The 22,959-nt window shown below is 41.0% G+C and carries 21 protein-coding genes; 10 read left to right on the forward strand and 11 right to left on the reverse strand.

Annotated elements, in window-relative coordinates:
- Nucleotides 1-19: 19 nt before the first annotated feature.
- Nucleotides 20-346 (reverse strand): hypothetical protein, encoded by a 327-nt coding sequence (locus SOM16_RS05870; protein ID WP_320463055.1) that lies wholly within the window; start codon nt 344-346, stop codon nt 20-22.
- A gap of 103 nt (nt 347-449) precedes the next feature.
- On the opposite strand from SOM16_RS05870, the gene SOM16_RS05875 reads away from it, so the two are divergent.
- Nucleotides 450-1,310, forward strand: coding sequence for an alpha/beta hydrolase (locus tag SOM16_RS05875; protein ID WP_320463056.1), 861 nt, complete (start codon nt 450-452; stop codon nt 1,308-1,310).
- Nucleotides 1,311-1,640: 330 nt separating this feature from the next.
- Nucleotides 1,641-2,117 (forward strand): GNAT family N-acetyltransferase, encoded by a 477-nt coding sequence (locus SOM16_RS05880; RefSeq protein ID WP_320463057.1) that lies wholly within the window; start codon nt 1,641-1,643, stop codon nt 2,115-2,117.
- A gap of 249 nt (nt 2,118-2,366) precedes the next feature.
- Here SOM16_RS05880 and SOM16_RS05885 read toward each other — a convergent pair whose 3' ends face one another.
- The gene (locus tag SOM16_RS05885) at nt 2,367-3,374 is read right to left on the reverse strand and encodes an AraC family transcriptional regulator (protein ID WP_320463058.1); all 1,008 of its coding nucleotides are present in this window, start codon (nt 3,372-3,374) and stop codon (nt 2,367-2,369) included.
- A gap of 172 nt (nt 3,375-3,546) precedes the next feature.
- On the opposite strand from SOM16_RS05885, the gene SOM16_RS05890 reads away from it, so the two are divergent.
- Nucleotides 3,547-4,203 (forward strand): class I SAM-dependent methyltransferase, encoded by a 657-nt coding sequence (locus SOM16_RS05890; RefSeq protein ID WP_320463059.1) that lies wholly within the window; start codon nt 3,547-3,549, stop codon nt 4,201-4,203.
- Between the two features lie 327 nt (nt 4,204-4,530).
- Here SOM16_RS05890 and SOM16_RS05895 read toward each other — a convergent pair whose 3' ends face one another.
- From SOM16_RS05895 to glf, 3 genes are read right to left on the reverse strand one after another with little or no spacing between them, the layout of a single operon-like run.
- Entirely contained in the window at nt 4,531-5,796 is a 1,266-nt protein-coding gene (locus tag SOM16_RS05895) for an amine oxidase (RefSeq protein WP_320463060.1), read from the reverse strand.
- A complete protein-coding gene (locus tag SOM16_RS05900) occupies nt 5,796-6,941 on the reverse strand; it encodes a glycosyltransferase (RefSeq protein WP_320463061.1) in 1,146 nt (381 codons plus the stop codon). Before SOM16_RS05900 ends, SOM16_RS05895 begins: the two co-directional genes overlap by 1 nt.
- Before the next feature lie 14 nt (nt 6,942-6,955).
- Entirely contained in the window at nt 6,956-8,092 is a 1,137-nt protein-coding gene (glf, locus tag SOM16_RS05905) for a UDP-galactopyranose mutase (protein ID WP_320463062.1), read from the reverse strand.
- A gap of 357 nt (nt 8,093-8,449) precedes the next feature.
- Here glf and SOM16_RS05910 point away from each other — a divergent pair, with 357 nt between their 5' ends.
- From SOM16_RS05910 to SOM16_RS05925, 4 genes are all read left to right on the forward strand, one after another.
- Nucleotides 8,450-8,938, forward strand: coding sequence for a CinA family protein (locus tag SOM16_RS05910; protein WP_320463063.1), 489 nt, complete (start codon nt 8,450-8,452; stop codon nt 8,936-8,938).
- 8 nt (nt 8,939-8,946) lie between these two features.
- Nucleotides 8,947-9,624, forward strand: a complete 678-nt coding sequence (locus tag SOM16_RS05915) for a DUF6766 family protein (RefSeq protein WP_320463064.1) — start codon at nt 8,947-8,949, stop codon at nt 9,622-9,624.
- Between the two features lie 158 nt (nt 9,625-9,782).
- Nucleotides 9,783-11,321 carry an FAD-dependent oxidoreductase gene (locus SOM16_RS05920; protein WP_320463065.1) on the forward strand — a complete coding sequence of 513 codons (1,539 nt, stop codon included), beginning with the start codon at nt 9,783-9,785 and terminating at the stop codon, nt 11,319-11,321.
- 96 nt (nt 11,322-11,417) lie between these two features.
- Nucleotides 11,418-12,272, forward strand: coding sequence for a cyanophycinase (locus SOM16_RS05925; protein WP_320463066.1), 855 nt, complete (start codon nt 11,418-11,420; stop codon nt 12,270-12,272).
- Between the two features lie 94 nt (nt 12,273-12,366).
- On the opposite strand, the gene SOM16_RS05930 is transcribed toward SOM16_RS05925, so the two are convergent.
- Nucleotides 12,367-13,017, reverse strand: coding sequence for a response regulator transcription factor (locus SOM16_RS05930; RefSeq protein WP_320463067.1), 651 nt, complete (start codon nt 13,015-13,017; stop codon nt 12,367-12,369).
- 236 nt (nt 13,018-13,253) lie between these two features.
- Between SOM16_RS05930 and SOM16_RS05935 the strand changes: the two genes are divergently transcribed.
- From SOM16_RS05935 to SOM16_RS05945, 3 genes are read left to right on the forward strand one after another with little or no spacing between them, the layout of a single operon-like run.
- Nucleotides 13,254-15,029, forward strand: coding sequence for a carbamoyltransferase family protein (locus SOM16_RS05935; RefSeq protein ID WP_320463068.1), 1,776 nt, complete (start codon nt 13,254-13,256; stop codon nt 15,027-15,029).
- Nucleotides 14,971-15,942 carry a glycosyltransferase family A protein gene (locus SOM16_RS05940; RefSeq protein WP_320463069.1) on the forward strand — a complete coding sequence of 324 codons (972 nt, stop codon included), beginning with the start codon at nt 14,971-14,973 and terminating at the stop codon, nt 15,940-15,942. The genes SOM16_RS05935 and SOM16_RS05940 overlap by 59 nt, the downstream gene beginning before the upstream one ends.
- Nucleotides 15,943-15,944: 2 nt before the next feature.
- Nucleotides 15,945-16,925, forward strand: coding sequence for a glycosyltransferase family 9 protein (locus SOM16_RS05945; protein ID WP_320463070.1), 981 nt, complete (start codon nt 15,945-15,947; stop codon nt 16,923-16,925).
- On the opposite strand, the gene SOM16_RS05950 is transcribed toward SOM16_RS05945, so the two are convergent.
- From SOM16_RS05950 to SOM16_RS05970, 5 genes are read right to left on the reverse strand one after another with little or no spacing between them, the layout of a single operon-like run.
- A complete protein-coding gene (locus SOM16_RS05950; RefSeq protein ID WP_320463071.1) occupies nt 16,917-17,975 on the reverse strand; it encodes a glycosyltransferase family 9 protein in 1,059 nt (352 codons plus the stop codon). The genes SOM16_RS05945 and SOM16_RS05950 overlap by 9 nt on opposite strands.
- A gap of 15 nt (nt 17,976-17,990) precedes the next feature.
- The gene (locus tag SOM16_RS05955; protein WP_320463072.1) at nt 17,991-19,478 is read right to left on the reverse strand and encodes a PfkB family carbohydrate kinase; all 1,488 of its coding nucleotides are present in this window, start codon (nt 19,476-19,478) and stop codon (nt 17,991-17,993) included.
- Nucleotides 19,432-20,037 (reverse strand): HAD family hydrolase, encoded by a 606-nt coding sequence (locus SOM16_RS05960; RefSeq protein WP_320463073.1) that lies wholly within the window; start codon nt 20,035-20,037, stop codon nt 19,432-19,434. Before SOM16_RS05960 ends, SOM16_RS05955 begins: the two co-directional genes overlap by 47 nt.
- Nucleotides 20,027-21,958, reverse strand: a complete 1,932-nt coding sequence (locus SOM16_RS05965) for a glycosyltransferase (RefSeq protein WP_320463074.1) — start codon at nt 21,956-21,958, stop codon at nt 20,027-20,029. Before SOM16_RS05965 ends, SOM16_RS05960 begins: the two co-directional genes overlap by 11 nt.
- Before the next feature lie 10 nt (nt 21,959-21,968).
- Nucleotides 21,969-22,946 carry a glycosyltransferase family 4 protein gene (locus SOM16_RS05970; RefSeq protein ID WP_320463075.1) on the reverse strand — a complete coding sequence of 326 codons (978 nt, stop codon included), beginning with the start codon at nt 22,944-22,946 and terminating at the stop codon, nt 21,969-21,971.
- Between the last annotated feature and the right edge of the window lie 13 nt (nt 22,947-22,959).

The following is a 22,959-nucleotide window of genomic DNA, read 5'->3' on the forward strand; positions in this document are numbered from 1 at the left end:
AACTAATAAAAAAAACGTATTAAACTATCTGCGGCGGCTGATAGATTTTGATAGATTGCTCAGCAATGGCTGGCATTTGGTATTGATGGTATGGTATAGAGATGCTGTCTATAAAAATAACTTTTTCTATAGAAGCGGTAATATCTCTTGAAACGGAACAACAGGCGCAGGTGCAGAATGGTGGACAGTTATCTTCATTGGAATGAGCTGTAGAAGATGTTTGAGAAATAAATGATTTTGAATTACCATTAACAGACATCACATCTTCTTTGTCCTGGCAAGGTGCTAAGGTCAAAAAAGTCATGTAGAGACTAAAAATGATCATAAAATATTTCATTCCTGCCAAATGTACAAATATTACATCACTTTAGGCACCTCCCTATTTCATTCATTCAACGATATTGATAACATGATCGGTAATATTATATTTGCCGTTTATTGCAATAACTATGAAAATACTGTCGCCCTTTTTTCTTTTATTCTTCGCTATCTGTGCCCATGGACAAAGCATTGCTCAGCCTACAACCAATAGCATCATTCTTGGAAAAGCTGAAGTTTTCCATTCTGCTATTTTAGGAGAAGACAGGACATTAAACATATACCTGCCGGATGGATATAACAGTAATGAGAAATACCCCATTATTTATTTATTAGATGGTTCTGCAGATGAAGACTTTATTCACGTTACAGGCATTGTTCAGTTTAATACCATTCCGTGGGTAAACAGGATTCCAAAATCGATTGTTATTGGTATTGCCAATACAAATCGTAAACTTAATTTTACCTCGCAAAGCGATAACGAAAATGATCATAAATGGGTTCCCACAAGTGGTGGGTCTTCTCAATTCATTTCCTTTATAGAAAATGAACTTCAGCCTTATGTTAATAAAAAATTTGGTGGTAATAAGGGGAATACAATAATTGGTCAGTCGTTAGGTGGGTTATTGGCTACAGAAATATTATTTACTAAACCGCAGCTTTTTAATCAATACATTATTATTAGCCCAAGTTTATGGTGGCGAGATGGGTATCTGCTTCGGGAAAAGCCATTAATTCTTGATCAGGCTTACACCATTCCTATCCAAATTTATATTGGGGTAGGAAAAGAAGGATCTATAGATGGCTCTAAAAATCATATTATGGAAAAAGATGCTGAGCTACTGGCTAAAAAAATAAAAAATGGCTCGTCTAAAAATGTGAAAGTTTTTTTTAATTACCTGCCAGACGAAAGTCATGCCACCATTACTCACCAGGCCGTTTTTAATGCTTTCAGATTCCTCTACCCTAAAAAAGACAATAAGTCAAAATAGGGATTTATCTAACAAATAATCCTACGCAATTTAAATCCAAATTAGCTCTTTTTGGTTTAAACCGCTTAGTACAAATATTGCTGATTTTCTAAATTAATGGTTCTTATTTGCTTCAAACTAAATTTCCAGACTTATGGTATCTAATATGTTTTTTGGGGATAAACTCCCCTTTAAAATGATTAGGATCCTAAGCTATAAGCTGCTGGTGGTAAAATTGAACTGTGCATGAAATTCCTCAAACTTTTAAGGATCAATTGAAGTTCTCTGATCTGAATCATATCTATACAATTTTGCTCGACACCTAAAAAATCAATTAAACTGAAAAACATAATGAATAATTATACCGAAAATCCTGATTATCAATATCTGCTTGATCCTGATTTGACAAGCATAGATTGGCAACGCGTTCTTCTTTTATTTCAGGAAATAAATTGGAAACACCGGGTTGCTGATGAAATAGAAAAAGCTTTCAAATTAAGCACAAACACAATTTTCGTTTTTCACAATGATGAAATGATTGCATTCGGTCGTACCATTGGCGATGGCCGGTATTATGCCATGTTGGCCGACATTGTAGTAGCGCCTGCTTACCAGGGACAAGGATTAGGTAAATACCTGGTCACGACTTTAAACAACCAATTAGAAAACTATCATTTCGTTAATTTGAGTGCAGCGCCTGGCGCCGATAATTTCTATAAAAGCATGGGCTGGAAAAAACAAACCACCGCATTTATATGGCCTCAGGGTCCCAAACAATTGAGGCAACATTGTGAAAAAGATGATGTTGAAGTCGGTGTAAATCAGTAACGCTTTCCTTGTTGAACAGAAGCTATAGGACAAATTTTGATAATGTTTTTTCAGAAAAATTACTGTCGAAAGTATTTTAATCGTCAAAAAGTAATAAATAATTTACAAAAGACATCAAAATGTTCCAGATCATCTTATATTTGCTGCCGTAGGGGGTGAGAGTCCTACATCACAGTCTGCAAAGATTGAGAGCGTTAATTTAGATAAAAGGTTACAACAGCGATTGTTGTAGCCTTTTTTTGTTATCAATTAAGTCCTCATCTTCCCTGGCGAAACCGCAAACTTTTGCTTAAACGCATTGCTGAAATGTTGCACCGAAGAATAACCGAATTGAAAAGCTACGGACTTGATTGGCGTTCCTTGAAGAAGTAACGCTTTAGCCTGGTTTAATTTATGATCGCTCAGGTAGCCAAAAACACTTTTATCAAACAGCCCTTTAAAACCTTGTTTAAGTTTATATTCGTTAATGCCACAAATTTTTGCCAGTTCTGAAAGTGAAGGTGGTTGATGAATATGCTGAATAAGATAATCTCTTGCATGGTAAATACAATCTTTATCATGCGCTGATGGTAGTACCGCCTGATTATTCCTGGCCGTTGCGTTTTCGAAACACGCTGCCTGAAGCACCAACAATTCGGTGCATTTCGATTCAATAAACAGAAGCTTTAACCCACCTTCATAGGTACAATTAAGAATTTCCTGAATACAATTATGCATGGCCCAGGAAATTGGCAGATCCTGTTCAGCCATTTGTGCATAACGTCCGGCATCAAGATGATCAGCTAAAGCCTGAAGTGAACTACTAGCATTTTCTGCAAGCTGCAGAAACTTTTCTTTAGCAAAATGAACTTCAAAGAAACGGTAATTCTGGCTGGTATCATACTCACCTGTTCCATCCAGCTCTGGCATGTAAATGATGTTTTGCTGGTTAGCATTAAAGATATATTGCTTCTTATTTACCTGATTATAAATGGTACCATTTCCTGATAAGGTGAAGCGCAATTTAACCATATCCGGCACCTTATTACTAGGCGTAAAAAATAGCTGATGCTGTTTAAATAAAATATCTCCATATACAATATAGAAATTCGGCGTTGTAATTTGAAACAATTCAGCCTCACTAAATGAGAAACTGTACTTATCCCTGCTTTCTTTAATAAACTGTTTCTGATCTGGAAATTGCTCAAAACTCCCTCCTACGTTTTTCCAGGCACCATAATCTTTACCAACATTAATACCCATGGGGGCAATATTCATAAAAAAATGGAACTATACCTAAACGATTTTGGAAATTTACATTTCTTGTAAAAAAAAATCCTTTTTATGTAAACCGCTTCCATAACCATTTTCCACTTTTGCACCAGGATAAACTTTCAGAAAATTGACGCCTTCAATTAACATTTTCTCGAAAGAGATTTAGGAAAGTATTATGGAAAAGCCAATCGACTTTAAAAAAAGCAGCACACCTACTCAAAACCTTAAGCATGACAAAAGGCAAAAAATAAAACGTGAGATTTTATCGGCACCACAAAATATTACCTTCAAAACAATAAAAGAGCTGGAGCTTTCTGCGCATTCTTTTGTCTTAGAAATCGGCATCGAAAATAAAAAGCATCTTCCTACCCTATTTCAAAAGGCCCGGGGCATTGGTTACCATGGCCTCAACTTCTCTAATGCACTGGCAGAGGATGTTTCAAATCAATCTTTAAAATTAAATGAAGGTAACGCTGAATTTAGCCGAGTAGTTGAAAAAGAAAAATTAAATTTTGAAGATAACTTTTTCGACTGTTGCTTTACCATAAACAACATCTATTTCTGGAAGGCACCTAAACTAATTTTTGCAGAAATATACCGCGTACTCAGAACCGGAGGAACATTTAACATCGCCTTTATAGTGCAGAAACATGGAAAAGATCTACCGTGGACCCATGCAGACTTCAATTTTTACGAGACAAATCAGCTGAAAGCATTTTTGAGAACGGCTGGATTTGACAGTATAGAAGTGAAAGAAATAACGGAAGAAATACTAACTAAGGATGGGCAAAAAGTTACCAGGCCATTTGTGTATTTAACCGGAAGAAAGTAGCCCCCTATCCGACTGGCTGCACCTTTCCCCAAACGGGTTAAGGGAAGTGAAAATATTTCTCGCGGCTAGTATATTAAATGACAGGAGCAGCTTTCTAAATCAGATTCAGTTCAGCACCTTATTCTATTAATAACCTTAAACGGTAACTACAAATGTTTAAATAATTCTGCCGCAGATTAAAAGATTTTCGCAGAAGCGAGTAGTAAAATCTGCGGTGATCATTTTCATCTTCAGGACCAGCGTCTGCATCATGCTCACCGAGTCTTTTTTTTGCCTTTTTTAATCAGGTAAAAATTAAAAGCCCTTCATCAGCAAGCCCGTTCATCTTTATATTAAAGTTTCCGGTGCCAGCGCAATCATCGTTCCGCGGGTTTCTCCCTCCGCTTCTGCTACCTGTTCCAGGTAAACAAAACCTTCATTTTTGCCAGCATTGATAGCTGACTTATAAACGGTCAATGTATCTTGTGCTTCCACAAGGGCCTTTGCATAAGGAACACATAGCCTGCGCTCTAAAGGATTTTCGCCATCTGCATCCCACAAACCAGCGTGATGCCAGATATGTAGATGATCCCAATCCGGCCGGTCTATAATTGGATAAAGGCAAATACCCTTCAGCGGAACGCCAGCGCCAATCGCTTTCATACACTCGCGGGTAATCAGTTCCAGCCAATTTGGGCGATGCTCGCCGGAGTGACTCGTTTCGGCCAGCACAACTGGTTTCCCATAACGGGTATAAGCTTCCAGTAAGAGTGAAGAAAGTCCGCGCCAGCGTGGATCCAGCTCTAAATTAGCCCAGGGAAGAAATGTAAATTCGCCGCAAATCCACTGATTATTATAATAAAAATTGAAACCCATAAAATCTACCAGTTCACTGCTCCCGCCCAGTTCAGGACAAATTAAACCGGTTAACATATCAGTTGCCTGATATTGTAACTCATGTTCTTCTGCTGCTTTCAGAACCATCTCCGGACTGGCATTTAGGGGTGGTACAATATTTACAAGTGGCTCGGTAGTCATGATTTTAGTAGTTGGACTGATGGCTTTCATTGCTTTAATGCCTTCTATATACGCACCAATCAAAGCATACTTAATGTCCCAGCCAATCCCTTTTGCATAAGGTGTTGTACTTGCCTGTTCGCCCCCAAGCCAGGAAATAAAACCTACCTCATTAATGGGGGTAGCAATTAAATCTGTATCGGGGGCATAATTGCGGTGAAATTCTGCAAAGGCAATGCACAGACTTACAAAGCGATTCCTGAAATGTGGATGCAGTGGTGTTAAGTCGTCGGGATAACCAAAATGGCAAATATCCCAAATTTGTTGAATGCCATGGAGCCTTGCAGCATCAATCATGTTGCGTACAGCAGAAAAATCATATTCGTAAGGTCGTGTTTCAACCTTACTCCAACGAATTCCTTCTCTTACTGTAGAAATCCTCACTGTTTTCAATAAGGCATAATCTCTTTCCGTATGCTGAAGATGCCCGGTTAAGGCCAATAAATCTACGCGATTACCATAGTGATTGAGCTGATCTGTACATTCAAAGCCACCCATCCAGAAAGAAGAAAACGGTGTAGAAGAATCGGTCATCATTAACTCGCCAATAAAGTATCCGGGCGTTTCATTGCAGACAACATCTGAAATTTCATAGCCGAAAAAGTATGCTCCCAGGATTTATCATTCAGAAAACGATCCACTTTAGAAAGCCAAACTGCATCATCAGCAGCATTTAACTCATATTCAACTGCCTGAACAAAATCTTCAGGATGTTCAGCAATACTCACCAAACGCTGCGTTCCATAGGGTTTTACCACATCGCGGATAGGTGTAGAAACCACCCGAACCCCGGCGGCAAGATATTCAGGTGTTTTAGTCGGACTGATAAATCGGGTAGATTCATTGAGTTTGAACGGAATTAACGCTACATCCCATCCTGATAAATAGGCAGGAAGTTGCTGATAAGATTTTTGTCCGAGGTAATGGATATTTGCGCGTCTCGGCAATGTATCAGGAGAAATTTTAACCACCGGACCAAGTAAAATTAATTGCCAGTCTGGCCGTGCAACAGCAATATGCTCAATTAACTCAATCTCAAATCGTTCATCAATCACACCGAAAAACCCAAGCTTAATTCCTGAAATTTTCGCCTGATCTTCAGGTTCCTCAATCTCTTTACGTGAAGAAGCAAAATGCATTTTATCTATACTGCTAGGGAAAGCATATATATTGTTATGTTGATTTTTTTTGGCTTCGTAGAGAGAATGTCCCCCCGTAAATACCACATCAGCAATATCCATTAGCTTTTTTTCCAGCATCACCAGTTCTTTTGGTGCAAAATCAAAAGCTGATAACTCATCCATACAATCGAAAATAACCAATGCGGGTTGGAACATCAGGGAAAATTGTAGCGCCATTGGGGTGTAGTACCAAAACATCCAGTCGCACATTGATTGGCCTGCCAATACCTCCGAAAGCAAATTACTCAATGCCAGTTGCACCTCTTCCCGGCTTTTACCAGCGGCAAGATGCGGAACCAGTAACGTTACATTTCCATCCCTTTGCGCACGCTCCAGATAATCATGCCCCTGTGCATCAAAAATAGGCTCCTCTAAAAAATAGACTTGTTGTTCCCTGGCAAATCGGGTCATTAAATGTTGTGGCCGCTGAAAAACAAAATCCCAGCGAAGGTGTGAAAAACATAAAAGATTTTTTGGCAAAGCGGATATTAACTTACTCATATATGTTTAGTGGTTTAATTTTGTTGGTTAACAGGTTTTTCATCAAAATGAACAGCTACAGCATGTAAGGCCGCAGCAATTACCTGGTGCATATCATAATATTTATAGGTGGCTAATCTTCCACCGAAAAGCGTGCGGGTTTCCAGTTTAGAAAGCGCATTATACTCGTTAAAGATCTTCATGTTGCGCTCATCGTTTATGGGATAATAAGCTTCTTTTTCTGGCGTCCATTCTTCTGGATATTCTGCTGTAACTACCGTTTTAGGCTGTTTTCCAAATTCAAAATGTTTATGCTCAATGGTTCGGGTATAAGGAATATCACGTTCAGTGTAATTAATAACCGCATTGCCCTGGTGGTTTGCCGTATCGTAAACCTGATGCTCAAAACGGAGGCTCCGGTACTCCAGCCTTCCAAAACGATAATTATAAAACTGATCAATGTTACCGGTAAACACTACACGGTTGGCAATCTGATCCCATTTTTCGCGGGCGGAGAAATAATCTGTTTCGAGCTTGACATCAATTCCCTTAAGCAAACCCATGGTTAATTTATTATAACCACCAATGGGTACGCCCTGGTATTTATCATCAAAGTAATTGTTATCATAAGTAAAGCGCATAGGCAGCCGTTTAATAATAAAGGCGGGCAATTCTTCTGCTGGCCTGCCCCATTGCTTTTCGGTATAACCTTTAATAAGTTTCTCGTAAATATCTGTACCTACCAGCGAAAGGGCTTGTTCGCGGAGATTGGCCGGAGCGTCTACCTTAGATGCTTCTACCTGAGATTGAATTTTATCCATCGCTTCTGCAGGGGTTTTCACCTTCCAAAGCTGATAAAAGGTGTTCATGTTAAAAGGAAGGTTGTAAAATTCGCCCTTATAATTAGCTACGGGACTATTTGTATAGCGATTAAATGCCACAAACTGGTTTACATAATCCCAAATCCCCTTATCATTAGTATGAAAAATATGCGCGCCATATTGATGCACATTAATTCCTTCTACTTCTTCACAGTGAATATTTCCGCCAGAATGTTTTCTTTTATCAATGATAAGACACCGCTTTCCCCTCTTGTTTGCCTCATGTGCAAAAACGCATCCGTAAAGGCCACTTCCTACTATCAGAAAGTCATATTGTTTATTTTCTATCATAACTAATGGAGTGAGGGATGTTGGCGTGGATTTACAATCGGCTAAGTAGTTTCGATTGTCCATTACGCTCGCCAGCTTAGAAGAGGCAACACGCTTTTTAACTGGCTTGTTTAGTTAAAATAGCAGCCAAATGTAAATCACGTATAACTACTGAAAGAAATCACGTAATTAAAACCCGATCCAAAATTATACGCTTTAAAATTTACCCTTTGTGCCTCAGCAGATTTTAAAATCGTCAGTAAAGCCCTATAATATTCCTAAGGGTTTTAAAACACTTCACAAAACAAGTGGTGATAAACTTGTGTTCTGGAAATTAAGACTACAGATTAATCACTATTAGTAAAATATTTTTCAATAATGACGAGCGAAATCATGAAAGAAGTGGGCAATATGCTCATTGAAAAGCAATTAACTGTAGCTTTTGCAGAAAGTGCAACAGCTGGCCGCCTCACTGCTGAGTTCTCGATGATTACAGATGCAGGAAAATTTTTAAAGGGTGGCATTGCCTGTTATGATGCCTGCGTAAAAGAAGATCTCCTCTATGTTGAACATCAATTGATTGAAGATTTCACACCCGAATCAATGGAGGTTACCAAAGCCATCGCAGTTGGATTAGCAAAGGCAATTCCTTCCGATATCCAAATTGGAGTAACAGGATTAACCTGTCCGGGAGGCAGCGAAACAAAGGAAAAACCAGTAGGCACCATGTTTATTTGCGGTACCAGGAATAATGACACCATTTTTAGTGAGCGATTAAATTTCGATGGAGAAAGAGAAGAGATTGTGGAGTGTACGGTAGAAAGATGTGGTGAATTGCTGAAAAATTACCTTCAATCCCTCAATTGATCGATATTATGAATAACGTCGAAAATATAAAAAAGAAAAAATGGTTCTACAGAAATGGTTTGTCGGTTTGTTTTATTTTGTTATTTCTGATTACCCTGGGCGCACAAGCCGTTACCGGATGGAAAGTCCATAATTCAGAATTGGAAGATTTGCATACTGCTGCCGTTCCATTCTCCACTTATCTATGCAGTGGTCACTTCATATCTGCCACCTTTGAAAATTTTGAAAGTGAATTTTTACAAATGGCACTTTATGTAATGTTAACCATTTCCCTCCGACAAATTGGCTCTGCAGAATCTAAAAAAATAGAAGGTAAAGAAGCGGTAGACCGTGAACCTACACCATCTCCAGCGGCACCCTGGCCGGTAAAAAAAGGCGGTTGGATTTTAAAAATTTACTCCAATTCACTTTCTATTCTATTTGTAATTCTCTTTCTCTTTAGCTGGGGGTTGCACTTCTACGGAAGTTGGCAGGATCACAACGTGGCCCGTGGAATTAAAGGAGAAGTTCGCCAAACGGTAATGGCCTATATCGGCGAGGCCGATTTCTGGTTTGAAACTTTTCAAAACTGGCAGAGTGAGTTTTTATCTGTTGCCTCCATCGTTATCTTTACTATTTTTCTCCGGCAGAAAGGCTCGCCAGAATCCAAGCCAGTAGATGCACCCAACCTGGAAACCGGAAAATGACCACACCTTAATTTACTGATAAACAGCGCTATTAAATCCGAAACCATAGAAATGCTAAACCAATGGAAATATTTACCTGTTTATTAACACACAACCTGTAAACATGGAAGAGGACGGATTTCCTTTTACTCTGCCTCTGATAAAAATCAACTAATAAAATGAAAACAGATCAATTGGAGAACAATAAGCGCGACGGTTTCAGGGAAAGTCTTTGGCAGTCGGCATCTTTATCACAGCCCTTTCAAAGCCAAGGTATCGAAAAAGTGTATGATGTTTTGATTATTGGTGGTGGCATTACAGGAATCACTACAGCGCTGACGCTTCAGCGCGCAGGAAAGCAATGTATCCTGGTGGAAGCGAAAAACCTGGGTTATGGTACCACAGGAGGTACCAGTGCACACCTGAATACTTTTCTCGATTCCACCTACCCTGAAATAGATAGCGACTTCAGCCAGGATGCTTCGAAAATGATTGCAGAAGCTACACGAAATGTAATTGAAAATATAAAATTGAATATTGATGAGCTAAATATTGATGCCGATTTTGAATATAAGGACGGTTATCTTTTTTCGCAAAACGATGAGGAAGATGAAGAATTGCAGCAAATTTTAGAATCTTCTCAGAAAGCGGGTGTAGCAGTTAGCGAATCAACTACCAACGGATTACCAATTGACTTTACACGCGCATTGAAGTTTGATCAGCAAGCACAGTTTCATCCGATTAAATATATTAACGGGCTTGCCAGCGAATTTCAACGTCTGGGCGGAAAGATCATCAGTGGCGCAATGGTAGAAACCACAACCTTTACAGATGGAGTTCATCAGGCTACCGCCGGAAATCTAATTATCCATGCCAAGTCGCTGGTTTGGGCCACTCATATTCCGCCAGGCATTAATTTACTTTCCCTTCGCAATGCGCCCTACCGGAGTTATGTCCTGGCGCTAACCCTGCAGGATGGGAACTATCCAGACTGCCTTTCTTATGATATGAAAGAGCCCTATCATTATTTCAGGAGCCATGAAATTGATGGGAAGCCATATTTATTAATTGGTGGAGCTGATCATAAAACAGGTCATGAAGATCCTGTAACAGCATTTAGCGAGTTGGAAAATTATGCCAGAGCAAATTTTAAGGTTGCAACGATTGATTATAAATGGTCGTCTCAATATTATGTTCCGGTAGATGGTTTACCTTATATCGGTCAGCTTCCCGGTGGCGATGAGCATACTTATGTGGCCACAGGATTTAACGGGAACGGCATGATATTCAGCAACCTGTCTGCCCGGATTATTAGTGATTTAATCTTAAATAAAGAAAATGAATTGGCTAAGTTATTGAGCCCTTCCAGATTAAAACCGATATCCGGATTCACTGAATTTGTAAAAGAAAACGCAGATGTGGCCTATCGTTTTGTAGCTGATCGTTTTGGGGCAAAGCTTATTGAATCTACCAGTGAACTCAAATTGGAGGAAGGCAAAATAGTAGATTTTGATGACGAAAAGCTTGCCATTTACAAAGATGCAGACGGCGCAGTTACCGCGCTAAGACCTGTTTGCACACATGCGGGATGCATCGTGAACTGGAATAACGTGGAAAAATCGTGGGATTGCCCTTGCCATGGTGGTCGTTTTTCTGTTTCTGGTGAAGTCATAACCGGCCCGCCAACAAAAGAACTAGAAAAAGTGGATTTGTCTTAACCGATTCTGAATAGAATAGCCAGCTTAGCAGTTACCAGATAAACTGTAATTAATATTTACCGCTCTGCTTTAAAGAATATTGAGATCATCTATCTTATGGATAAAACAATTGAAGAAAACTGTGCCGTTCCTAAAGGAAAATTAATCATTATTGGTGGTGCCGAGAACAAGACCGATACCGCTATAAACAATACCAGCGAACCTGGCAAGAAGGTGCTGGAAGAATTTGTGAAGCTGTGCGGAGAAGCACCGGTCATTTTGATTATCACAACCGCGGGACAAGAAGCAGTGAATGAAACTTTTGACGAGTACACCAGGTGTTTTTTAAGCCTGGGCGCCAAAGAAACAAGGCACCTTCACCACGATTCCAGGGATCCGGAAGACATGCAATTTCGCGAAAAAACGGATGAGGCGAATGGCATCTTCTTTTCTGGAGGAGACCAGCTTAAACTTACAGCTATTTACGGCGGTACTGAAATGATGACTGTGCTCAAAGAACGCTATATAAACGATGGCCTCGTAATCGGTGGCACCAGCGCCGGCGCAATGGCGATGTCTACTCCGATGATTTTTGAAGGCAGCGGTGAAGCAGAAATGGTTGCTGCAGACGTAAAAACCACAACAGGTTTCGAATTTCTAAAAAATGTTTGTATTGATACGCATTTTGTTCACCGCGGGCGTTTTGTAAGGATGGCCCAGGTAATTGCTACAAACCCAGCCTGCATAGGGATTGGGATTGAAGAAGATACAGCCATCGTCATCAGCGAAGGAAGAAAAGCTAAAGTAATTGGTTCTGGAGTAATCATCATCGTAGATGGTAAACAAAGCTACGGCAGTAACATCACTAACTTCGACCATGAAAAAAGAATCACCATCAGAGACCTTAAAGTATCAATTCTCTCCAGGTCGGAAGAGTTTTTGATCCCGGTACGCAATCCTCCTCATATTTAAATTGTTCCCGTTTACAGGGAGAAAACTATTAATTTAAAAAATTATCAAACAGAAGTAAGATCGCTGATTTAATTAAGATAAATCCCGGAATGCCCTACGCCGTCAGCAAACCAAACCGATACGAGAAACCAACCAGCTCAGCGGTATTTCGTGATTTTGTTTTATCAATCAGGCTTTGGCGATGTCCTTCTACCGTTCGCCGACTGATAAAAAGTCGTTCTGCAATTTCATTATTGGTACATCCTTTTGCAATCAGGTCCAGTATTTCCAGCTCACGCGAAGTAAATACAATATCACTAACTGCTCGTAGACTATGCATACTGTTGTTTATTTTGTTATCCAGTAACATATTGCTTAGTTCCGAACATAAATACCGGCCCTCCTTCGCTACATGTTTTAATGCAAAAGTAAATTCCTGGGCACTTACAGATTTTAACAGATAGCCTGTCGTTCCGGCATCGAAAGATTTAAATAAGTCAGATTCATCAGGCGTTTCTGCCAGGACTACTGTTTTAATAACGCTTCGGGCAGCTTTAAAAGAAGTAATTAATTCAAATCCCTCCGTAATCAGGATTTTGAGATCGATAATTACCATGTCAGCCTCAACCCCTCTAGCTAGTAAATCCAACACGCCTCTTCCATTTACTGCTTCCCCGACCACATTAAAGTCTTGTATGGTATTAAGAAGCAAACTAATACCGTTTCGAACCAAATTTTGATCATCAGCGATAATAATCTTTACCATATATTAATCAATCTATTTTATAAAAAGTTCCATTTTGAAATCTCCGTTTCTAATGGAAATCTCTTTGAAAAACATGAAAATAAGGATAAATGTTTAAACCTTTAAGGAGTACAATACTATTCAGGTAAAAATACGCATGGCTTTTGCGTTTATACGGGTTTGCCAAAAAAGTAAATCTCATCTCCTTACTATCCTGTTCTGATAGCATTACCATTCCTTCAATCAGACGATTTACTATGTATACACTTGGAATTAATGCGGTCTTTCATGACTCATCTGCCTGTATTATTAAAGATGGCAAACTTCTCGCAGCAGCAGAAGATGAACGTTTTACCCATGTAAAACATGGCAAGCGACCAATCCCCTTTAATACTTATGAACTGCCTTTTCACGCCATTGATTATTGTTTAAAAGTTGCAGGCATCCATCTCAAAGAGGTAGATCATATTGCTTACTCGTTCGATCCTGCCCTGGTGATAAGCGAGCAGGCAAAAGGTTCTGCTACATGCGAAATTCCTTTTTATCCCCAAACAGCAACACAGCAAGGAGAAAAAAATCCATGGGAAAATCTTTTTATATCTTCTATTTTAAATGCGCCCGCGCAACTGGCAGACGGCTGGCCTCACCATTTGCAAAAGCGTTTTTTTGGCGCTAAGACAACCGATTGGGAATGGCATTTTGTAGATCATCATACGGCACATGCCGCCAGCGCTTTCTTCCCTTCACCTTATGATGAGGCTGCAATTTTAACGCTCGATGGACGTGGTGAAGTGGCCTCAACCACCTATGGTATTGGTCGTGACACAGAAATGCTGCGCATCAATCAGGTAGATCTGCCGCACTCACTTGGCCTGCTGTATGAACGCGTAACTACACATCTGGGCTTCCTGCATTCTTCTGATGAATATAAAGTAATGGCGCTTGCATCCTACGGGGAACCACGGTTTATAGACCAATTTAGAGAAATTATTAAGCCAGGACCAAACGGACAATACACAATCGAAAATGAAAATTTAGTCGGCAGATTTGGTTCGATGCGCTTAAAGGATGAGCCTTTTACCGCTTTCCATTTTGACCTGGCAAGATCTTTACAATTTGTGTTGGAAGAAACAGTATTGAAACTGGTAGACTGGCTTTACCACGCCACCAAAACCCCTAACCTGGTTTTAGCAGGCGGAGTGGCGTTAAACTGTGTGTTGAATGCCAGGATCCGCGATTTAAGCAAATTTGACAACGTTTGGGTTCAGCCAGCTGCAGGAGATTCGGGTACCGCTTTAGGTGCCGCCTTATATGTTGATATTAATGAGCGGAAAGTAACCGCGAAAGAATTTGTGATGGACCATGCCTATTGGGGGCCGGAATATAGCGATCAGGAAATACAACATTTTCTGGAATGGGCAAAGGTACCTTATCTTAAAATGGAAGATGTGGCTACTGAAACAGCAAATCTTCTGGCCCAAAACCAGATTATTGGCTGGTACCAGGGCCGAATGGAATTTGGGCCTAGGGCGCTTGGCAGCCGGTCTATTCTTGCTTCGCCCATCCACCCGGATATGCAAAGCAGGTTAAATGAAGTGAAAGACCGCGAAGATTTTCGCCCTGTGGCACCAGTGGTGCTGGAAGAAGACGCACACCTTTGGTTTAAAGATGCAAAGTTCTCCCCTTTTATGTTGTTCATTTACGACGTACTAGAGGAAAAAGCGTCGCAAATCCCAGCGGTGAAACACACCGATGGAACAGCAAGAATTCAAACCATTAATGAACAACAACATCCGCAATATTACCAGCTGCTGAAAGCCTTTAAAGCGATTACCGGGGTGCCGGTTTTAGTTAATACCTCTTTTAATACGCTCGGAAAGCCAATTGTATGCAGCCCCAGAGATGCGGTGGAATGTTTTTGGACCTCACCTTTTGATGCTTTAATTATTGGTTCTTATTTGATTACAAAAAAAGATGGAAAAGAAAATCTCCGTAGTTATACCAACTTACAAGCGGCTGAAACTATTATTTAACTGCCTGAATGCCCTGCGGAACCAAACCATTTCTGCATCTGACTTTGAGGTTATCGTGGTGAGCGACGGCCCTGATGAAGATACAGAAAGTGCTTTACGAAATTATAGTACACAGGTAAATTTTGATTTGCATTACCGGTTTACCAAAACAAAAAAAGGCCCGGCAGCTGCCCGGAATATCGGCTGGCTCTCTGCAAATGCAAAACTAATTGCTTTTACAGACGATGATTGCTTGCCGCAAAAGGAGTGGCTTGCAGAGTTTTTAAGCCGATACCGGACCCAGCATCTGGTAGCCTATACCGGCCGTACCATCGTACCGATCAGTGATCGGCCCACAGATTTTGCGTTGAATACTTCACGGCTTCAGGATGCCGATTTTATTACCGCAAATTGTGCCTGCAGTAAAAGCGCCCTGATTGCTGCAGGTGGTTTCGATGAGGATTTTAATATGGCCTGGCGCGAAGATTCTGATCTGGAGTTTAAACTGCTCCTGCTGGGTGTACCTATTTTCCACAACGATGACGCAATAGTGGTGCACCCAGTGCGGAACGCTCATTGGGGCGTAAGTTTAAAAGAGCAGAAAAAAGGTGTTTTCGACGTATTGCTCTATAAAAAACACCCTCAGTTATACCGTCAGAAAATTCAGCCACAACCGATTTGGTTTTATTATGCAATAGTTGCACTACTGGGTTTATCTGTTATTACTGCGTTGTTTGGTTTAAGAACATCATCTAAAGTCCTGGCTTCGGCCTGCCTTTTATTACTCGCTTTTTTTGCAGTAAAGCGTTTGCAAAATACCAGTAAATCTGCTAAACACGTTTCTGAAATGATTGTTACTTCACTTCTCATTCCATTTGTTTCTATTTATTGGCGCATTTATGGGAGTATTAAATACCGCAAGCTTTTATTTTAATTATGGCACTACCTCAACAACTCCAAAAGATTTGCATTTTTCGGGCACTCCAGCTAGGCGACATTTTATGTTCCATTCCAGCCCTGCGAAACCTCCGTCTTACTTACCCGAAAGCAGAAATAAGTTTTATCGGACTATCTTCCAGCCAGGCCCTTATTGCACGTTTTCCAGAAATTATTGACCGTTTTATTGCTTTCCCAGGCTATCCCGGGCTACCGGAACAAGAATTTAGCCAGCAAAAGTTTGATAAATTCTGCGAAGCAATGAAAGCAGAGAATTTCGATCTTCTCATTCAAATGCAGGGAAACGGCACTGTAGTGAATGAGATGTTACTACACCTGCAGCCGAAATTGCTGGCGGGTTTTTCCATATACGCACGTGAACGCCTGGAAAATAAGTTGTTAATGGATTATCCCAATTATGGCCATGAAAGTTTACGCCACATTAAGCTAATGGATTTTCTTGGAATTCAAATAGACGATGCCCGAATGGAATTTCCCCTAACCCCCGATGATGAAATGGAGTTTGAAAAATTAAATTTCAACTTAATGGATAAATACATTTGTATTCACGGCGGTTCCAGGGGAAAATGGCGACAATGGCCACCTTTACATTTTGCCACCATTGCAGATTTTTGCGCATCAAAAGGTTTCCAGATTGTGCTCACCGGAACGGAAAGTGAGCTGGAAATTGTGAATGAAATTGCCGGTTTGATGCGGAGTGAGCCTGTAATTGCTGCTGGAAAAACCAATTTGGGCAGTCTTGGCGTACTGCTTCTGCATTCAAAAGGCCTTATTGCCAACTGCACCGGAATTTCGCACATTTCGGCAGGATTGAAGGTCGCAAGTGTGATTATCAGTATGGATGGTGAGGCGGAAAGATGGGGGCCGCTTAACCAGTCGCTGCATACCACGCTAGACTGGAAAAAAACACCGGATTATCACCTGGTAACCCAGGCGGTTAGTGAGATGTTGTTAAGATAACAACGCGCCTAAAGCTTTAAAAACCCGGTCTGCATCTGGAAAATCTGGCGAATCTCCATCTAACCGCTCATTTACATACCTCAATACCTGGTTTAAACTTCGCAGTTTTGTATCTACTTCGAAATAAAGTACTCTGCTTTTTACCATCCAAGGATAGTGTTGCGGATTGGTTTTGGCATATAAAACCACTACAGGGGTTTGAAGTGCGGCCGCAAGGTGTACCGGTCCGGTATTTACGGCCACCATCGCTTTAGCATTTTTAATCAAACAGGCCAGCTCATTTATATTCAACTTACCAGCCAGGTTATGGCTTTTTGCCACCTGCTTTTGCACCATATTGATTAAGGGCTCATCGGCTGCACTACCGGTAAAAAAAATGGGTAGTTTATAGGTTTCTAAGACCATTTTACCCAAGGCTACCCATTCGCTTACCGGATATCTTCGCTTTTCTTCTGATACCGCTATATGAAAAATAAAGTATCGCTGATGGCTAACTCTGGAATCAAATAACCGGTTTATTAACTGCTTAAATTCGTTTTGTATCTTAATTTTAATGGTTTTGTCTGCTGTCTTCGCACCAATAAATTCAGCTAGTGCGAGGTCTCTATTTACCTGGTGCCGGATGTAGAAATAGGGCTCCTCATCTATCAGCCAATGGCTAAGCAAAGCATAAAGATTTTCTCTGGAGTAAGCTGCCCGCAGCGGAATACCCGCTAAAAAAGCCAGCATCATGCAGGGTGCCGGATTCTGACTGAACACATTAAAAAGCAGGCATCCATCAAAATTTTTCGCTTTCAGCGTTTCCACAATTTCGAAAAAATGTTCGTGCGTTTCTGTTTCCGCTAGTTTCAACCAGGGTAAATTGATCATGATTACTTCATCAATTTCTGGAATTAAGCCAGCTACTGCTTGCCCCATGCTGGAAGTGAGGACTGTAATCCGGCAGCCAAATGTTTCTTTTATGGCCCTGATTGCCGGAGATGACATGAGCAAATCTCCCATGTTATCTGGCCGGATAATTAAGATATTTTTACAGTTCTTCCAGTTCATGCTAATTAATACCGTTCACTGTTGCAAAAGCAATGTTCTACTGATTACATTGGTTGTAGACTGATTGGCAACCATTGGCAGGAATACAATTTCGCAGCCAATCTTTTTCAAGAACTGCTCTTCAGGTAAAAATTTGCGTTTATAATCTCCACCCTTTACAAAAACATGCGGTTTTATCTTCTTCAATACAGCAATTGGCGTATCATCACCTTGTTTGCCGAAAGGGATAATGTGATCGATACAACTCAGTTCAGACAGCACCTCGATTCGATCATTAAGCTTATTAATTGGCCTTTGCAATCCTTTTAACCTTCTGATACTATCATCATTATTTAAGCCTACTATAAGTACATCGCCCCGCTTTTTTGCACCTTTAAGGTAGCTTACATGGCCACTGTGCAGAATATCGAAGCAACCATTGGTAAACACCACCCGCTTGCCCATCTGCTTGTATTTAGCTACTACTGCATTAATAATTTCTGTGTTATCCAACAGTTTGCCCCCTGTAGAAAACTGTAGTTGCAGCGTTGCCAGGCTACAAACTGCAGTATGTTCTTCCTGAATGGCACATAAAGCGGCTCTTGCAGCAATTTCCAATGCCTGTTCAGCTTCTGCTCCGGCAATCATAGCCATTAAACCTGCAGCGAAAAAAGTGTCGCCGGCACCACTTACAGATGGCCGGTCTACCGGGGGTACATTTTGGTGAAACCTGAAGTTTCCCTGTTCAAAATAGGCAACTCCATCACTATCCATTGTTAAAGCAATGTGTTTCGCCGCAGTGCGTTTATACAATAATTTCCCCCACTGGGCTACCTTCTCCTTCCGGTTGAATAAGTCGGGAATTGCAGCAGCCAGCACAGCAGCTTCCTGGTAATTCGGCTTAATAAAATCTGCACTCAACCCGGCATAACGGCTTAGGTCTTTCGCATCTGCCGCAATAACTTTTTTGCCTGTTTTATTCAATTTTTCAAGATGATTAATCACCTCACGGGTAACTGTTCCTTTATCATAATCCGAAACCAAAATAGCATCAACCTGATCAAAATATGTAGAAATTATACCGCACAGCTGTTGTGCTATGGTTGTAGAAATGGTAGATGTCGTTCCTTCGTCAATGCGTACTATGGTTTGAGAATTTGAATTCACACGGGTTTTACTGAGCGTTTTCCGAGTGGGACTCTGAATTATCAGGCCATCAGAAACACCCAACTCCCGCAACAATTGCTGAATATGCCCTGCTTGTTCGTCATTGCCCGTTACTGAAAGAAAAAAAACTTCGGCACCAAGGGCTTTCAGGTTGGCAACCACATTGCCTGCACCGCCCAAACAAGTTTTACGTTTAGTTAAATCAATTACCGGCACACTAGCTTCAGGGGCAATTCTGCTGCAGGTTCCCTGCAGATAAACGTCGAGTATCACATCGCCGATAACCAACACTTTCTTTTTTCTAAAAGCCTTAAAAAGAGCGGAATATTCCTTTGACATGTTGTATTTTCCCTTCATGTTTTAAGATGTAAGTAGTTGCTTCTTCAAAATTTTTACAGATGTGGTTCGGAATGCGGTTTTGATTTCCGTTAACCAGCCACTCTGTTTCGTTTCCGTTATTGATGAGGATAGATCGGCAACCCGCTAACTTCCCTGCTTCCACATCGTTTAAAATATCGCCGATCATCCATGAATTTGCAAGATCAATCTGATAATCATCTGCAGCTGTAAAGATTAAACCCGGCTTGGGTTTTCTGCAATCGCATTCCTTTGTATATTCGGGGATATGCCCTTGAGGATGATGCGGGCAAAAATAATAGCCAATAATGTTCACGCCGTGGGCAGCTAATAATTGATTGAGCCGGTTTTCTACATGGTTTAACGCAGCAATCTCGAACTTCCCAAAGGCTACACCAGATTGATTGGAGATTACAAACAAGAGATATTCTTCTTGTAACTGAGTTAAGCCGTTCGCTACGCCATCGGCCAGAACAATCCGATCCGGATCTACATTATAAGAAACATCTGGAATCAATGTTCCGTCTTTATCCAGAAATATTGCTCTCTTAGCTACCATAATTGCTATTTAATTCTGCTGATGGGTAATATCCCGGCCTTGAAACGGTTTCAGCCAGTTTGTAAGGAAGTGTTCTTTCTTTCGCCGCAGTTTTGTTGGTGTAGCGCTCGTTAAACAAACGGTTTTCGATGATGGTACAAAGCAAGTGGACCAGGTGGAGGTGCATTTCCTGAATCCGCTGTGTACTTTGAGATGGAATGACCAGATTGATATCTCCATAGGCAACAGCTACGCCACCTTCTTTACCCAACATACTGATGCAAAGCATTTCTTTCTTTCTCGCCATCTGCATGGCTTTTATAATATTATCTGAATTGCCACTGGTACTCATGCACAATAAAATATCTCCCTCGGTACCGTATGCCTGTACCTGCCGGGCAAAAACATCATCATAGCCAAAATCATTGGCCCATGCAGTGATGATCGCCATATCAGAATTTAGCGAAATGGCCGGCAAGCCTTTACGGTGTGGAATTTCAAATCTTCCGACAAGCTCTGCTACAAAATGCTGACTTTCTGCTGCGCTGCCGCCATTTCCGCAAACTAAAATTTTATTACCTGCTTTGAGGGCCTTGCTCATCATGTCCCCCGCTTTAGCAACGAGTTCTCCAAGTTCAAGTGCAGTTTGCTCAAATGTGCGCGCGCCTTCAGCAAATGCTTCCCTAATCATGCTCAACTCCTGCTCACGCATTTTTTCCTGGTTAATCCAGATGTTTTCGTAGCAGTTGTGCATTTGGCTGGCAACGTTTTCCCATGTGAAATTTTCATTCACGTGCTTAAGCGCCTGTTCGCTCATCTGCAGTAGCAGGTTACCGTCATTCAGCAGTAGCGATAGTTTTTCTGCGAGTTCATCCGGCTGATCAGGGTTTACTAAAAACCCGGTTTCACCATCTTTCACCGTATATTTTATGCCACCAACCTTCGAACCAATAACTGGCGTACCGCAAGCCATAGCTTCCAAGGGGGTAATGCCGAAAGGCTCATACCAGGGTGTGGTAATGAAAACATCAGCTGCGCTGTAGTAATAACGCAATATGTCGCGGTTTTTCCTCCCCACAAAACTAATTCGATCAGTAATTCCTAATTGGTCGCTTAATGCCTTTAAACGCTCCAGTTCTGCATCATTTCCCTTGTTATACTGCTCACCTCCTACTACTATTAAACGTACGGGTTGCTTGCATTGCGTTTTTGCAAAAGCCTTAATTACATTGTCGATTCCTTTGCGCCGCACCATTCTACCTAATTGCAAAATGATTTTTTCATTGCTGTTGAGCGATAGCAATTGTTTGCACATGGTTTTCGCAACCGGATAAAAATCTTCAGCATTAAAGCCACAAGGAATCATGGTTATCTTCTGGGGATCTGCCTGATAATAATTGATCAGGTCCTGCTCATCCTGTGGACATTCGGCTATAATTTTATTGGCATGCTGAACAATAGACCTTTCAATATCCACCCTTTCCGGTGGAAAACGATCCAACTCTTTCTGATGGATTTTCCGGATATGACCGAGCGCATGGAAGGTAATTACGAAAGGTAAGTTTAACTTATCTTTAAGTTCCATGGCCACCAAACCAGACATCCAAAAGTTGGCATGAATTACACGGTATTCTACTCTGGTACGACAAATAAAACTTTCCATTTCCTTTCTGAAAGTAGTCATAAACGGAAGTAGTTCTTCTTTTGCTACTGGTTCTGCCGGACCAGCGTTTACCAGAATCACCCGAACACCTGGTGTAAGTTGGGTAATCTCCGTAGAAACCAGATCATCTCTCCTTGTAAATATATCTACCTGATAACCTATTTTTGCCAATTGAGTGGCTATTTCTGCTACGTATACATTCTGTCCGCCATTATCCGTTCCGCCAAGTAGTGCTAAAGGTGAGGCATGCTCACTGATAAACGCAATTTTATTATTCATAGGTTTTTAGTTAGGTAGTGGTTAAATTGGTAATTGCCTTAACGGCAACTTCCCGAAACGCGTTTTCCCAATCGGTAACAAAACGGGTAATGTTAAATCTGCCCTGAGCCGTTTTTTTAGCATTCTGCCCCATTTTTGCAGCTTTTTCCGGTTCATTCAGCAGCATTTTCATATCGCTAACAAGCTGATCAATATTGGTATTGATAAATCCGGAGTAGCCGTTTTTAATGGTTACCGCCATCTCTGTAGTGGCCAAGCCAACTATCGGCATACCCTGCATCATGGCTTCGCAAACGGCTAAACCTAAACTGGTGTACCTGATCGGATTGAAAAAGAAGCGGTATTGTGCAATAAAATCCGGAAGCTGAGGATGTAAAATTTCCCCAATTCCATACTTCTCTGCACCCATCCCTACCAAATCAAGCGGAATTTCTTTCCGTACCTTTTCAAAAATATCAAGGCCAAGCAACCGCCCACGCAACGGCAGGTTATTGATTACGACAATACCTTTATCTAATTTTCCCTGATAGGGCATGGCAGACGGCATTACCCCATGTTCTATGACACGACTATCCAGGCCTGGCGCATCCCACATCAGTTTATTAAAATGGGTAACGTGCACTAACATCACTTCCGGGTCAGTTACCGGATGAGGTGCGTTTGTGGGGTGCCCCCAGGGAGGATCATGTTCCACATATATTCTAGGGAGCGTACGCTGGGATTCGGAAAGCACATCGTACTGATCCTGAAGATAATTTTCATCTGTTTGAAACAAGATGACATCAAAATCGAGGTTTCTCACTTCACCAGCTTCCACCTCAATCACATTATCGCCGAAGGGAAACGTTTCGCCACGGCCTACATAGCCTTCCGTTTTTTCGGCATTCACCGGAATATAGATATCGTAATTTCCCTGAGAAAGGTAATAGAGATAACTTCCATGAATATGCCAGGTAAAAATTTTTAGTCGCTTGGTAAACGTGTCCATAGATATTAACATT

The organism is Pedobacter sp. CFBP9032, from assembly GCF_034045265.1.
Lineage (GTDB): Bacteria > Bacteroidota > Bacteroidia > Sphingobacteriales > Sphingobacteriaceae > Pedobacter.

What these genes read in the sequence shown, in the direction of transcription:
- SOM16_RS05885 (WP_320463058.1), bottom strand. Translation starts at nt 3,374, where the DNA reads ATGAATATTGCCCCCATGGGTATTAATGTTGGTAAAGATTATGGTGCC.
- SOM16_RS05950 (WP_320463071.1), bottom strand. Translation starts at nt 17,975, where the DNA reads ATGAACTGGAAGAACTGTAAAAATATCTTAATTATCCGGCCAGATAAC.
- SOM16_RS05920 (WP_320463065.1), top strand. Translation starts at nt 9,783, where the DNA reads ATGAAAACAGATCAATTGGAGAACAATAAGCGCGACGGTTTCAGGGAA.
- SOM16_RS05970 (WP_320463075.1), bottom strand. Translation starts at nt 22,946, where the DNA reads ATGGACACGTTTACCAAGCGACTAAAAATTTTTACCTGGCATATTCAT.
- SOM16_RS05935 (WP_320463068.1), top strand. Translation starts at nt 13,254, where the DNA reads ATGTATACACTTGGAATTAATGCGGTCTTTCATGACTCATCTGCCTGT.
- SOM16_RS05895 (WP_320463060.1), bottom strand. Translation starts at nt 5,796, where the DNA reads ATGATGACCGATTCTTCTACACCGTTTTCTTCTTTCTGGATGGGTGGC.
- SOM16_RS05965 (WP_320463074.1), bottom strand. Translation starts at nt 21,958, where the DNA reads ATGAATAATAAAATTGCGTTTATCAGTGAGCATGCCTCACCTTTAGCA.
- SOM16_RS05940 (WP_320463069.1), top strand. Translation starts at nt 14,971, where the DNA reads ATGGAAAAGAAAATCTCCGTAGTTATACCAACTTACAAGCGGCTGAAA.
- SOM16_RS05960 (WP_320463073.1), bottom strand. Translation starts at nt 20,037, where the DNA reads ATGGTAGCTAAGAGAGCAATATTTCTGGATAAAGACGGAACATTGATT.
- SOM16_RS05880 (WP_320463057.1), top strand. Translation starts at nt 1,641, where the DNA reads ATGAATAATTATACCGAAAATCCTGATTATCAATATCTGCTTGATCCT.
- SOM16_RS05930 (WP_320463067.1), bottom strand. Translation starts at nt 13,017, where the DNA reads ATGGTAAAGATTATTATCGCTGATGATCAAAATTTGGTTCGAAACGGT.
- SOM16_RS05925 (WP_320463066.1), top strand. Translation starts at nt 11,418, where the DNA reads ATGGATAAAACAATTGAAGAAAACTGTGCCGTTCCTAAAGGAAAATTA.
- SOM16_RS05955 (WP_320463072.1), bottom strand. Translation starts at nt 19,478, where the DNA reads ATGAAGGGAAAATACAACATGTCAAAGGAATATTCCGCTCTTTTTAAG.
- SOM16_RS05915 (WP_320463064.1), top strand. Translation starts at nt 8,947, where the DNA reads ATGAATAACGTCGAAAATATAAAAAAGAAAAAATGGTTCTACAGAAAT.
- SOM16_RS05890 (WP_320463059.1), top strand. Translation starts at nt 3,547, where the DNA reads ATGGAAAAGCCAATCGACTTTAAAAAAAGCAGCACACCTACTCAAAAC.
- SOM16_RS05945 (WP_320463070.1), top strand. Translation starts at nt 15,945, where the DNA reads ATGGCACTACCTCAACAACTCCAAAAGATTTGCATTTTTCGGGCACTC.
- SOM16_RS05900 (WP_320463061.1), bottom strand. Translation starts at nt 6,941, where the DNA reads ATGAGTAAGTTAATATCCGCTTTGCCAAAAAATCTTTTATGTTTTTCA.
- glf (WP_320463062.1), bottom strand. Translation starts at nt 8,092, where the DNA reads ATGATAGAAAATAAACAATATGACTTTCTGATAGTAGGAAGTGGCCTT.
- SOM16_RS05910 (WP_320463063.1), top strand. Translation starts at nt 8,450, where the DNA reads ATGACGAGCGAAATCATGAAAGAAGTGGGCAATATGCTCATTGAAAAG.
- SOM16_RS05875 (WP_320463056.1), top strand. Translation starts at nt 450, where the DNA reads ATGAAAATACTGTCGCCCTTTTTTCTTTTATTCTTCGCTATCTGTGCC.